We start from the raw sequence: 12,558 nt of genomic DNA, 5'->3' as shown, positions 1-12,558 counted from the left end.
GGCGCGCCTTCAAGTGACATGACACCGTCGCCACGGGCGCATCAGGAAACTGGGCCGGTTATAGTTACTTTGCTAGATTTCGAGCGACGCCATTTCGGGGGCCAGGCGCAAGGCCTGTCAGCTACCGTCTGAAGCGCCGTTCATATCCAATGCTTCCATAACTTTCGACAGCAGGCCGGTTTTTTTCCACTCTACCCATTTGATGTACCAGGTCTGCGTCGGCGGGTAATGCGAAGGGAGGTGATGCCATTTCGCTTCGGTCTCCCGACATTCTGTTCGAATTGCACGAGACCGTTGTTCGTGACCGTCGAAGGGAGGCTCTGCGCGCTCGCCTGCAGCGTACCAGGCTGATCCACCGTCACGCTGCCAGTACGCTGCGCGCCGCTGCCGTTGAGCACGAGTGTGCCCTGTTGCACCTCCGCAGCGATCGGACCGACGAGCGAGCCGTCGATCGTCAGCGTGCCGGACCCAGTCTTGAAGAATGATCCCGTGCCCGTCGCGTCCTGTGCGACCGTCGACTGGAAGCCCTGCGTATCAATGGTCCCGCCGCCTGCTGCAACCGACAGCGCACGCGTACTGGCGAGGTCAAAACTGCTGCCGAGCTGCAGCGTTCCGCCGTCAAACATCACGCCGCCCGCCGTGCCACCGAGCGCATTGTCCGCGGACACTGAGAGTGCCCCCACGTTCGACTGCGCGCGGATCGCTGCCCGTGGTCGCCGGCAATCTGTGCGCGAAATGCGACGCGAGCTGATCGAAGACGCGCTTCATCAGCGCGCGTTCGTTCTTCTGGCCCAGTGGCCCGTTGTCGGCTGTGCAGCCGATGACCTGGGTCAGGCGCTCAAGTGTCGCCTTCGCGAAATGTGCCTTCGCAGCGTCAAAGCGGAACGTGCCCCAGCACGCCCTCGCGGTACCGGGAATCGCTTCGGACGGGAAGCCTCCGCCGGGTCTGACCGCCAGCGCCGGAATCTTCGAAGCGCGGGCTGTATGTGGCATCAGGCTCGCCTGCAAGGCCGCGGCAATGTCGTCCTTGTTGTACTCGCGGCCGATATGCGCAAGTTAGGAACGATCTGCCGATACTCGCAGGCTGTGTTAAAGCAGACACCTCCACAAACACAACAGAGGAAAATCTGGGCGATGATCGCAAGACGAACCACCATCCGGCAACTGCCACTGAGCGAGGTCGTTGATAGCTACGCTCCCGGCGCGTCACCGATCAGCATCACCACGCCCGAGGGCGTCACCATCTATTACACGATCCCGCTCGCGGACCCCGACACCGGCAAGAGGCGCGACGCACGTCCGCGGTGGATCGCAGGCACCTTCCCTCTCTTCCCTGTTGTCCGACTCGCTGACGGCGCGCCGTGGGCTGAGGCAAACGTCTGGCTCATCGACATGATGGAGTCGAAAGCGTCGCCCAATATGCTGACATTCGCCAGCATCGCAGACGACCTGGTGGCGTTCCGTCGTTATCTGGATGATGAGGGCGTTGACTGGCTATCGTTCCCCGTGAACAAGCGGCAACGTCCAACCTATCGCTATAGCGCATCGATCAGGTTAGCCGTGCAGGCAGGCGAACTGTCTCCGGGCGTCGCCAGGCGTCGTATGGGTGCTGTGGTGCGATTCTATCGCTGGCTCATGACCGAAGCGGACTTCAAGCCTGCGAACGCGCCGTGGATGGAATCTGACCGTTTCATCGAGTTCAAGGACCAGAAGGGTTTCAGCAATGTGATTGAGGTCAAGACCACGGGCCTGTCGATCAGCGGTCGCCACGCGGAAGACCCGTGGGAAGATCGCATTCAGGACGGCGGTCGCCTGCGCCCGCTCCCTTCTTCCGAGCAGTCGGTTATGCTCGAATCGTTAGCTGCGCTCGGCAATACCGAGATGACGCTCGTTCATCTGTTCGCACTGTTGACGGGCGCTCGCATCCAGACGGTACTAACCGTGCGCGCGAAACACGTGATGCGCAAGCCGGGCGAGTTTCACGGAGACGACATCCGTCTCGCCTGCGGGCCCGGTACAGGCATCGACACAAAGAGCGGTGTCAAGGGTGTGTTGCACCTGCCGCGCGGGTTCTACGAGCGACTGTACATTTACGTGCACAGCGATCGTGCGTGCAAGCGCCGAAAATTGGCAGAGGGCGGCGATCACCCCGGCCAGCCGCTTTTTCTGAGCCATCGCGGTGCGCCGCTCTACGAGGATCGCGCATCGCGCGGCCCGGTCAGCAATGGCCCGCAGGTGCGCCGCCACGTCAAGACTGGGCAGGCGGTGCGCCAGTTCATCAAGGACGAACTGTTGCCCATGATGCGCGCGCAGCTCGGCAACCCCAGGTACGAGTTCAGCTTCCACGACCTGCGCGCGACCTTCGGGCTGAACATGGTCGACGCGATGACAGCGGATGAGACGAAGTACACGCGGGCGCTCGATCAGTTGCGGCAGTTGATGTGGCACGCACGCCTGTCCACGACCGAGGGATACCTCAGCTACCGCGAGAACCGCAAGCTGTTCGACGCTGTGCAGGATAACTGGGGCGCACACCTATCGACACTGGTCACGCGCACCCTCGACACTGAGGCGGCAGCATGAGCCGCCAGTACGAGGACGTGTGCATGCCGCTCGCGGAGACCATGACGCTGCTGCACCCCGAGCGCGCGCTGCTCAAGTGGGAAGGCTTTCGCAACCGTTCCGATATCGGGCAGATCTGCTACCTGACGCGTGACACGTCGAGCGCGCAGCGTACGCGACACACTTTCGACCACAGAAGCTTCAGCAGCGAACGCACCAAGGTCGTACGTCTGCTGGTGACGCAGCTTTCCGAGCATATGACACTTGGCGCGCTGCGTCCGAGTACGATCTATTTTGTTCTGCGCGTCGTGCTTGACTTCGTCAACTGGGCCGACAGGCATGGCTTGCATCAGGTGCTCCATGACGAGATGGCTACCGCGCAGGCGGTTGATCGCTACTTCCGTGAGAAGCGCGAACAGGTCTCGCTGGGCAACCTGAATCACAATAACGTCGCCCAGATCCAGCGTAATCTGTTGTCGGTGCTACGTGCGTTCTTCAGAAACGACGACTTCTGCACCGATGCGAAGGTCCTGCGTCACCAACAGGATGCTTCTGTACCGACTATTGTGCCTGACACCGCGGCACAAGCAGTCTTGCTCGCGTGGGCTGACGCGCTCTTCAGCAGCATCAGCTCGCTGGTGCTCGACTTCAAGCCGTACCCGGTGCGCGTGACCACGGCGCGAGGTGAGAGTTTTTGCATTGTTCCGCACTCATATGACCGTAGTGAAGGCGACGACTCGCCCGGCCTGCTTGGCTGGAATCTGGAGATGGGAGTGCCGCGCACCCGGGAGGAACTCAGGACGCGCATGGCTGAGGCCGGAGCCAAAAATCCTCGTCACCGTTCGTGGGCCATCGCCAGGTTAACGGCTAAACATCTTACGGCGGCGAACGGGGACCCGCAGTCACCGATCCGTCGCTCGCACGCTTCGATGGCGGCCGTTTGCTTTGCCGCGCTGTTTCTGGCCGAAACGGGCGTCAACCTCGCGCAGCTGCTGGCAATGAAGTGGAGCCCGGATCTTGCCGCGAGCCTGCAGGATGCGTCGGTCGTACGTCAGAAGTTTCGCGAGGTCAAATACCGTACAGGAGGGAAGGCAGTTAGGTTCACCGTCTCGCTGGCCTTCATGCCAAAGCTCAAGGCCTATCTGGCATTGCGCGAATATCTGGTGCGCGACGCAGACTGGGACACCTTGTTCGTCGTAGTCGGGCATCACGCACAGCAGCGGCGGCTAACGGGTCTCTCAACCCAATTCCTGGCTCAGCTTTACAGTCGATTCGACACGCTCGGGATTGTGCTGCCGCGCATTAGCGCACGTCAGTGGCGTGCGGCGAAGCAGGATTGGGCGGTCAGCAATCACGGCCCTGTCGTCGCAGCCAGGCTGATGGGGCACTCGTTGGACACGGCGCTGCGCTCGTACTCAAACGGCACGGACGCCGCGCACAAGGCTGAGATGGGCGCGTTCCTCGCTTCGGTCGAGAAGACCGTGCTGAAGCCCGGCAACGACCCGGCGGGCAGCATAAAGAGCGCGGTTGGCGTCTGCATCGAGTTCCACAAGCCGTTGCCGATCGCGGCTTCGGTCACCGTACAGCCTGACTGCCGCTCGACAGAAGGGTGTCTCTTTTGCGAACAGTACCGCGTGCACGCTGACGCCACCGACATCCGCAAACTGCTGAGCTGCCGTCACTGCGTCAGGCTCGTAGGCGGGCGTGCTGGCTCGATCGAGCAGTACCACAGCTCGTTCGGCGCGATGCTGCGACGGGTTGACTTCCTCCTGAATGAACTACGCAAGCGCGACGCCGCGCTGGTCGATCAGATCGAGCAGGACGTTGATCTTGATGGAAATCTGGACGCTTTCTGGTTGAGCAAGCTCGATCAGCTTTACGAATTGGGAGTTGCATGAACAATACGCTGATCGCGCCGCTCCCCGAGCGCCCCGGCTGGTATCGGGTCGAGGACGATGCAGTCGTCACGCGCGACAAGGCTGGACACCCTGCTTCGTTGTTTGGTGACGACGCCTGGGACATCCGTGCATATACGATTGGACCGCGCCGCACCCATATCCATTTCAGGGGGCACCTGCCTGACGGCGTGAGCCGCGCCCTTTCAGATGCGAGTACGCGTCAGTGGAAGCAGGTCATGTACTTTCTGATGCATGAAGCGAACGATACGGTACCTGCGTCCAGTACGCTTCAATCTTGTTCATTTTATGTGAAAGAATTCGCCCTCTTTGCCGCCGAACGCCAGCTTACGCTCTACGAGGGGCTATCCAACGTCGCCGTTGTTCTGGACTATGTGGCGCAAGCGGGGATGGAGATGAAAGCCCAACGCCTTCATCCGATTCTGACGAAGCTTCATCGGCTGACCGCCGAGACCACAGGGCTGCGCGTGCCGTTGGCCCAACTGCATAAGCCTCTGCTCGAACGCTCCGCGCAACGCGCCGGAAGCTCACAATACACGGTCATCCCGACGCGGATCTACCAGCACTTCCTGTCGAGCTGTGAGGATGACCTCGGCATCGCTGAGGGCGTCGCTGACGTGCTGCCGGACTACCTCGCACGCGCATACGCTGGCGAGAGCCCTGAGGTCTCTGTCGCACTGGTGACGGCTGCTGCCCACTTCGAGTGTAAGAACTCCCCTTACATCGTGTTGTCGCTTGTCGCGTCGATCAACGCGCTATGCCAGCTTGTCATCCTTTCGCTCACCGGCATGCGCGCGATGGAAGCGCAGAACCTGGCGTACAACTGCCTGAACGAGACCCGTCTGGATGGCGTGACGCACTACACCATCGAGGGCGTGACGACCAAGCTGTCGGGCGGGCGCCCAAAACGCGCGTGCTGGGTGACCAGCCCACTCGCGGCTCGTGCCGTCAGACTCGCGCAACGGCTGTCGGGCGAGGCGCACCGCGCGCACGGCGCACAGCGCTACGCCGAATCGACGGACGGGTCGCACCTGCTGTTCTGTCGAATGGGTCTGCGTCTTGAGTACGTCGCAAACCGGCCGGCGAGTACCATACATAAAGATGTCGAAGCTTTTCGTGAGCGAGTCTTCCCGATGATCACGGTCGAGGACATCGCTGAACTAAAGCGTGTCGACATGCACCGCGCATGGGAGGACGAGCCGAAATACGCGGTCGGTCGGCAGTGGCCGTTCACGCGTCATCAGCTTCGCCGTACGCTCGCGCTGTACGCGCAACGCAGCGGGCTCGTAACGCTGCCGACGCTCAAGCGTCAGTTGCAGCACATCACGCAAGAGATGAGCATGTACTACGCTCGTGGTTCAGCGTTCGCGAAGGCCTTCATCGATACCGATAAGGCTCACTTCGCGAAGGAATGGGTTGAGACGAAGGGCCTGTCCGAGTATCTTGCGTACGCCGAGCAGGTGCTGTTCTCTGACGAACGACTGTTCGGCGGGCACGCAGCATGGACGCAGAGTCGTGCCGTACAGGCGTCGCCTGTCTCGGTCTACTCGCGCGAGCAGACGCTCAGGATGTTCGAGAAGGGCGAACTGGCATACCGCGAGACGGTGCTGGGCGGCTGTGTCAGCGTCGAGCGGTGCACGTCGACGCCACTCGACTGGATGCGTCTGGACTGCCTTGAATCGGACTGCCGTAACCTCGTGGTCGTGCCGTCGAAGCTTCAGCGCGTCATCAAGGCCCAGCAGACTATGGTCGACAAGCTGCGTGCGGTCGATGAGGTCAGCGTCGAATACCGTATCGAGGCGCAAGCGCTGCAACGACTGCTTGGCGCGCAAGAGAAACTGATCAACCCGGAGGCAACATGAGCGACGCCATGACCGACTACTACGCCGCCCTTGAGCGGCTGAAGAAACGCAAGGGTGCGCGTATCAACAACGACACCGTGGCGATCGAGGCGGGCCGCAAGAAGGGCAGCATCAAGAAGTCGCGCCCGCAGTTCGCCGGTCTGATCGAAGCGATCGACGCGGCCAACGCTGTGGCCGAGTGCCCGAAGCTCGAACTGACCGACCGTCTGAACCGCGCGAAGGGCGACGCGAAGGATCTGCAAGGTCAGCTTGACGAATCGCTGGCTCGTGAACTTGCACTGCTGCGTCAGGTGTTCAGCCTGCGCAAAGAACTGGCCGCCCTGCGTTGTGGTAGCGTCCTGCCCTTGCAGACGCGCTAGATCGGGTCGGGCGCCTTTGCCCGAAATTACTGCATTCGAAACTTGGAACGGAAGATGGACATCTCCGACCGTCTTTCTGTCCACTTTTTCTTATAATTTGATGGACACCACGCAGGCTGGCGATTCCAATATTTTCAAGGCTCCGGCTGATGTCCATCGTTTTTCTCTTGCGCGTAGGCCCAGCGCGAGCGAATAGCCAATCACTGCACGGGTTGCCACATCGAGCACCAGCAGGATCCAGATCCTGTACAGCACGAGCAATGTTTCGAAACCGAACGGATCGTCGATGCGCAGGCCAGGCGCACGTCGATCTTGTGACCGTCGAATTCGACCGCCTCAAATGGACGGGTTGCGGGTTTGCGAACGGCTTCAGGATCGTCGTTCCAGCGATGGCTGATCTGCTGGGCGCCTGCTGCTCGAGCCGCCGCGTCGAAATTACGGTTCGACAGCGCGCGAGCGTGACTGGCGAGCGATCGCTCGCCAAGATATTTCTGGTTGAACGGATATTCGTGCGCCTGGATGCCCGCCTGCCGGCATTGCGCAAGAAAGCCTCCATGTAGGCGCCACAGGTGCCGGTGAACTTCGGTGAGCTCCGCGTGCTTCCTACTGCGCTCGGCGACCTTGCGTTCGATCCAGCGAGCGATGTCCGGATAGCGCCGCAGCAACTGGCTGAAGGCGCCGCTGGCATTGCTTGCAATGCCCTCGCGGGATGGCTTGACCGGCGAGCGTCGGTCGTACGACCGCGTGTGCTGATAAGGGATCAATGCGCGGCAGCCGAAGATTCGGCCGTCCTCGTGCTGCGTGATGCATCGCTCGAAGACGCGATAGAGGTCGTTGAAGCCAACTCCCGTTTCCCGGCTGATTTCGCGAAGGGGTGTATGTCCATCCACAAACAAGGTCATCGCCCTGATGCGGCGCTTCAGCAGATCGCGCCCCTCGTCAGACAGCGCGCTGTCGTCGGCGCCCGGCCTTGCCCGATATCTGTCAGATCCGGCGGAATGGAGCGGCGGTCGAACCGCAACATCCCAAAAGCGATCTTCTTCATGGCCGCTCCAGACGGGTACGCAGCCCGAGTGGTTCCAGTGCAAGCGTAGGACATCGAACCTGTCCATCAAGCACCAGTCTGAACGCCGCGGAACGGACCAGCATCGGATCGGCCGTCGGGAATTGCCGTTCGAGTTCTGCCAACGTGGTGCCATTGCCGCACGCAATGAGCAGGCCGTGCATCAATCCGTCGACCGGGAGGGCGTGACCGCTCACGAGGTAACGGAGCATCATGATCCGGTTCTCGCGTAGCACAGGTGGGTCGTCGAGATCTTGCGGATGAATCATCTGCACCTGCATCGAACACGCCCGGCTCCACGACTGAAAAGCCGGGAACAGGGAATGTCCTCGCTCCACAGAAGTCCATTCCGCCGTCCGCAGTACGACACACAATCTCTCGTCGTGATGCGTGCGGATCCAGAAGTCGACAACCCGGGACGGCTTCGCGTCCGGGATGCACAGGGGCCGCTCGCAGTAAGTGACTACGTGCGGGTCTGATTCGAGACGAACCCAGAGATCGAAGGCGAGCCGCCCGAACAGGGTTAGCCGGCGCCCGATCTTCGGACCGAAGAGGTCATATCGATGCGCGCCGTGCGGACGTGCGTTGTTGACTGCCCGCAAGAAACGTGGTGGTATCATCGACAACACTCCGGTTTGCCCGACCATCATGTTTTAGTACAAAACGACCCGGACATCGGCCCCTTCTGGCAGCGACGTGATTGCGGTTTCGCATGCCAATACAATCACTACAAAATACGTGTCATTCGCTACGTTTTTTCGCATCCTTTGATGTGCATATGCACATTACAAAATTTGGGCGATCTGACTGCTCGTTCACCGCGTCCAGCCGTGAAACAATCCAACGGAAAGTCGGCAAAACTGGCCGCAAAGCCCTACCGCCATTGCTTCTTCGGTTGCTGAAGTAGATCAGCCCTCTGTTTCACGGACATGCCGGCCGGGCAGTACCAGGGCATGTGACATTTCAGACATTCTCTTCCTTCGCGTGGCGTTTTCGACTTTCGCTTCTTCACCCGCAGAAGCAAAAGTTGTTATGGCACAGACAGCAACCCAGCCCTCGCCGACTGCCGGCTGACCGGAGGTGCTGCAACTTTTCCTTCAACCGACGCTGGCGCTCGCGGTGACGCTGCTCTATGTGGTAATGCGGTATCACCATTCCGATGAAACCCTGCGGGAGCGTGCCTACGTCGCCGAGCGGTTCCGCGAACTGCGCCGCGTGGCGACGATCCGTCGGATCGAATCGGCGGTCCGACGGTATTTCCTGCAAGGTGTGGCTGTCAGTTTCTTCGATGACTCCGCCGAATTCCTCGACGGTGACATCGAGAAGCACATGGCACGGGATGGCCGGGCCAGCGAGGTGGATGACCTGCAGATCGGCACCGCCGAACCGACCGCCGGGCAGCCGTGGTGGCGGGGACGGGTCGGCGTGCAATTCCACGCAATCTGGCCGGGTGGCGCGTATGGCCGGTACGGTGGCAACCAGCCGGCGTACACGTTGCCGCGCGCCGACCGCATACGGGTCAGCGCAGTGGGCGCGTTGCAGGCCGCGACCGCCTCCCGCGCCGGCGTGGATATCGGGCTGCCGTACACGATGGCCGCACTGGCCGCGCTGACGAGCCTGTACAAGGTGGCGTACTTTTTTCCCCTATGACAACACCTTCCATCATCCAGCCAGCGGGTGGCCTGCCCTCGAACCGGCTTGCGAGCCCGATCCTGCCGCCGGGGCTCACCGACGAGGCGATCGTCGGCCGCTGGCTGAAGGCCAAGGCAACCGGTCGCGGGCGGCTCGCGGCGACCACGCTCGCGCAGTACCGCATCGAGGCGGAGCGCCTCTTCTGGTACGCCCGTCAGATCAAGGTGCCGATCTCGGCATGGACGCTGGACGAGTTTTCCGCCTACATCGGCTTCCTGCAGGCGCCAGCGCCATGGGCGGTGCGCTCCCGCGGCGTGCGGCGCGGTTCGCCCGACTGGCGGCCGTTCCTCGGGCCGCTGTCGGACCGCTCGGCCGGCCAGACCCAGAAAATCATCACGAGCCTGTTCGACTGGCTGCGCGACACCGGCTACCTGCAGCTGAACCCGGCGGTGGGCCTGCCCACCGTGGGCCGGCGCGAGCCGGAAAAGCAGTCACGATTCCTGTCAGTCGACGACTGCGTGCTGCTGCGCGAGGCAATCCGCGCGCGTGACGAGCCTTCCACCGAGGCGCGGCTCGCCAAGGCGCGAGACCTGTTTCTGGTCGACCTGTTCGAGCACACCGGCGTGCGCACCAGCGAGGCGGTTCATTGCGCGATGGGCCATGTGCGCATCGAGCCGGTACCGGAAGGGTTGCGCCGCGAGTTTCCGGGTGCCCCGCCCTTCCAGTGGCTACTGCGCATCGAGCGTGGCAAGGGCGGCAAGGCCCGCTGGGTGCCGTGCGACGCGATCGCGCTATCGCTGCAGGCGTACCGGCTCGCCTTCGGCCTGCCGCCGGTGCCGGCGCCGGACGAAACCCTGCCACTCGTGCTGTCAGTGCGGCGCACGAAGTGGGGGCAGTGGAAAGGCGTGCGTAGCCGCACTGCGGTCTGGCACCTCGTGACTGGTCTCTGTCGCGAAACAGCTGACTACGCCCGCGGGTCGGGCCGGGCAACGGACGCCGCCCGCCTCGAACAGGCGTCGACCCACTGGCTCCGGCACAGCTACGCCAAGGGCCTGGCCGAAGGCATGAAAAACGGCCTGGACGCCCGCTCGGCGCTTGACAACATGGGACACGCCGACGCGCGGACCTTCAACCAGTACGTCGACGACGAACCGCTGAAACGCGCTCTGGCGACCACCCTCGCCCGACAACGCCGCTAACCGGAGTTAGCGGCATTGAAGTCGCACAAAAAACGGCCCGCACGTCGCGGACCGGTTCTGGCGGAGCAGCGACGGGCGGCCAGTTTGCCCGCCAGCCCCGCCGCTGCTCCGTGGGTAGTCACGTGCCGTGAGCACGGACCACCTCTACATGATAGTCGCTGTTCCGCCCCGCCGGGCCTGTCTGCCAGTACCAATTAGCAGACACGGCCCTGGCGGTAAACCGGCACATTGGGGCCGGAAAGGCCCACATAATTAGTTGTGGCTGGATTTCAACGAATCTGGTCTTCATCTGCCGTCGACCGCGCGTGCGCCACCTTCGACGTTGGTTTCCGGCGCGATGGCGGTGACCGGCTCATCCGGGCCCCCTGTCTAATCGCGGATTGGCGGCCACCGGCGCGCGGTGTGAACCAGTGCAAGCACCCAGACTGTTTCGCCTTCGACCTCATACACCAGGCGATAGCTTTCGTGCAGTACCAGCTCACGGGTGCCGGCAATTTTTCCGGCCCGACCCATCAGGGGGAAGTCGGCCAGCTGCGCGACAACATCGCTGAATAGCTCGTCCATCCGGGCAGCGGCGGCCACGTTGTCGGTCGCGATGTAGTCCCACACGTCATCGCGGTCCTGTTCCGCTTCTGGCGTCCAGACGACCCTCACGCCTTGCCTGCCACACTGGCGCGCCGGGCGGCGAACCTCGCTTCAACCTCATCATCCGGACGGCCGCGGCCGGCACGCATCGAGGCGCGGCCGGCTTCGACCTTGCGACGCAGGAACTCATCATATTCGCGCGCCTCGCGCTGGCGCTGCACGAAATCGCGCATCAGCTCGCGCAGCACCTGCGACGCCGGCCGATGCGCGGCTTCGGCTTCGGCCATGAACTCGGCGCGCAGCTCCGGTTCGAGCTTCATTGTGAATACGGCTTCTTTCGACATGGGGGCAATCTCCGGCCATAAATACTAACCAAGTATATACGTTTTAATTACCATATGCGGTCGCTGCCCTGCAAGGTGTTTGACTGATGGGCGGGTTTGCCCATGCAGATCTTCATTGTCGTCGCGCGCGGTCTGCAGCGCGAGCTTCAGCAGCATGTCCTGTACCGACTCGAGGACAAACGTCGCGACGCCCGGCCGTCGGCGGCCGGCTCGGAAGGCGTTACAGATTTGGTTGAAATTTGCGAGCCGATAGACACAACGTTAGTTGTGCGAGCACCGTCCCTCTGCTTTCGGGTGGTTGCTGGATTTCGAGGGCGCCGAGCGTCCCTTTATTCACACGAATTCTCGGAACGACTCACGAGTCGAGCCCGGAAACAACAAGATTAGATGGTGCCGAGTAGCTATCCGATACCCAATTGGTATCCACCATCGAACCTGCGCTGCCCTGCCCTACTACGGGACCGGAAGTAAGGTAGCCGTTTCCCGTTGTTGGTAGCAAGCTATCGGATAGCTACCATCGCTTTTGCATCCGACGGGCATCAACCGCTCGGCATCAACTAACTTCTATAGTAGCTATCGGATACCAAAAGGTTATCAGCTACGGCGAGGATACCGATCGTTTTTGGGAGCCCGAAGGGTGCGGCGAGGGAAACAACTTCCGCGAGTAGCTATCTGATACCCGATTGGTATCTACCATCGAACATCCGCTGCCCTGCCCTTCTACGGGGCCGGAAGTAAGATAGCCGGCTCCCGTTGTTGGTAGCAAGCTATCGGATAGCTACCATGTCGTGGCTTTGACACCCGACGGGCATCAACTGCTCAGCATCAACCAACTTTTATAGTAGCTATCGAGTAGCTACCAAACTTGCGGGGCAAAGATCTCCAGTTTCCCCTCAAGTGAACGCCCCTCGAGATATGCGTGCCTTCGTGCACTGGTAGCTACTACATAGCGCTCCAGTAGCTATCTAGTAGCCAACTATTCACTCAACGTCGTGCGCTACGCAGCGTGGTCCCTAACGTTCCGACGGCCGGAACA

The 12,558-nt window shown here is 61.7% G+C and carries 12 protein-coding genes; 6 read left to right on the top strand and 6 right to left on the bottom strand.

The features are described 5' to 3' along the window. Positions 1–191: 191 nt before the first annotated feature. Entirely contained in the window at positions 192–683 is a 492-nt protein-coding gene (locus KHO33_RS35305; RefSeq protein ID WP_234480796.1) for a hypothetical protein, read from the bottom strand. Between the two features lie 52 nt (positions 684–735). On the opposite strand from KHO33_RS35305, the gene KHO33_RS35300 reads away from it, so the two are divergent. From KHO33_RS35300 to KHO33_RS35285, 4 genes are read left to right on the top strand one after another with little or no spacing between them, the layout of a single operon-like run. After that, positions 736–2,583 (top strand): site-specific integrase, encoded by a 1,848-nt coding sequence (locus KHO33_RS35300; RefSeq protein ID WP_236074764.1) that lies wholly within the window; start codon positions 736–738, stop codon positions 2,581–2,583. Continuing rightward, complete coding sequence (locus KHO33_RS35295) at positions 2,580–4,460, top strand: hypothetical protein (protein ID WP_046564586.1); 1,881 nt, start codon at positions 2,580–2,582, stop codon at positions 4,458–4,460. Before KHO33_RS35300 ends, KHO33_RS35295 begins: the two co-directional genes overlap by 4 nt. After that, positions 4,457–6,340, top strand: coding sequence for an integrase (locus tag KHO33_RS35290; RefSeq protein WP_200567412.1), 1,884 nt, complete (start codon positions 4,457–4,459; stop codon positions 6,338–6,340). Before KHO33_RS35295 ends, KHO33_RS35290 begins: the two co-directional genes overlap by 4 nt. After that, positions 6,337–6,699, top strand: a complete 363-nt coding sequence (locus KHO33_RS35285; protein WP_046564588.1) for a hypothetical protein — start codon at positions 6,337–6,339, stop codon at positions 6,697–6,699. Before KHO33_RS35290 ends, KHO33_RS35285 begins: the two co-directional genes overlap by 4 nt. 200 nt (positions 6,700–6,899) lie before the next feature. Here the strand turns inward: KHO33_RS35285 and KHO33_RS35280 are convergent, their stop codons facing one another. The 3 genes from KHO33_RS35280 to KHO33_RS35275 are packed head-to-tail and all read right to left on the bottom strand — an operon-like array spanning position 6,900 to position 8,382. After that, positions 6,900–7,601 carry a hypothetical protein gene (locus KHO33_RS35280; protein ID WP_200567411.1) on the bottom strand — a complete coding sequence of 234 codons (702 nt, stop codon included), beginning with the start codon at positions 7,599–7,601 and terminating at the stop codon, positions 6,900–6,902. A gap of 17 nt (positions 7,602–7,618) precedes the next feature. Next, on the bottom strand, positions 7,619–7,744 hold the full coding sequence (locus KHO33_RS42685) for a hypothetical protein (protein ID WP_267915725.1): 126 nt from the start codon (positions 7,742–7,744) through the stop codon (positions 7,619–7,621). Next, a complete protein-coding gene (locus KHO33_RS35275) occupies positions 7,741–8,382 on the bottom strand; it encodes a hypothetical protein (protein ID WP_200567410.1) in 642 nt (213 codons plus the stop codon). The genes KHO33_RS42685 and KHO33_RS35275 overlap by 4 nt, the downstream gene beginning before the upstream one ends. Positions 8,383–8,842: 460 nt before the next feature. On the opposite strand from KHO33_RS35275, the gene KHO33_RS35270 reads away from it, so the two are divergent. Then, the gene (locus KHO33_RS35270) at positions 8,843–9,412 is read left to right on the top strand and encodes a hypothetical protein (RefSeq protein WP_200567409.1); all 570 of its coding nucleotides are present in this window, start codon (positions 8,843–8,845) and stop codon (positions 9,410–9,412) included. Beyond that, positions 9,409–10,593 (top strand): tyrosine-type recombinase/integrase, encoded by a 1,185-nt coding sequence (locus tag KHO33_RS35265; protein ID WP_200567408.1) that lies wholly within the window; start codon positions 9,409–9,411, stop codon positions 10,591–10,593. The genes KHO33_RS35270 and KHO33_RS35265 overlap by 4 nt, the downstream gene beginning before the upstream one ends. Before the next feature lie 369 nt (positions 10,594–10,962). On the opposite strand, the gene KHO33_RS35260 is transcribed toward KHO33_RS35265, so the two are convergent. Together KHO33_RS35260 and KHO33_RS35255 are read right to left on the bottom strand one after the other, a co-directional pair. Further along, positions 10,963–11,247, bottom strand: coding sequence for a type II toxin-antitoxin system RelE/ParE family toxin (locus KHO33_RS35260; protein ID WP_200567407.1), 285 nt, complete (start codon positions 11,245–11,247; stop codon positions 10,963–10,965). After that, the gene (locus KHO33_RS35255) at positions 11,244–11,522 is read right to left on the bottom strand and encodes an antitoxin of toxin-antitoxin stability system (RefSeq protein WP_200567406.1); all 279 of its coding nucleotides are present in this window, start codon (positions 11,520–11,522) and stop codon (positions 11,244–11,246) included. Before KHO33_RS35255 ends, KHO33_RS35260 begins: the two co-directional genes overlap by 4 nt. Positions 11,523–12,558 lie beyond the last annotated feature (1,036 nt).

The organism is Paraburkholderia nemoris (genome assembly GCF_905221015.1).
GTDB lineage: Bacteria > Pseudomonadota > Gammaproteobacteria > Burkholderiales > Burkholderiaceae > Paraburkholderia > Paraburkholderia nemoris.
Note: the sequence above shows the minus strand (reverse complement) of the source record. Positions and strands in the feature narration are given on the sequence as shown.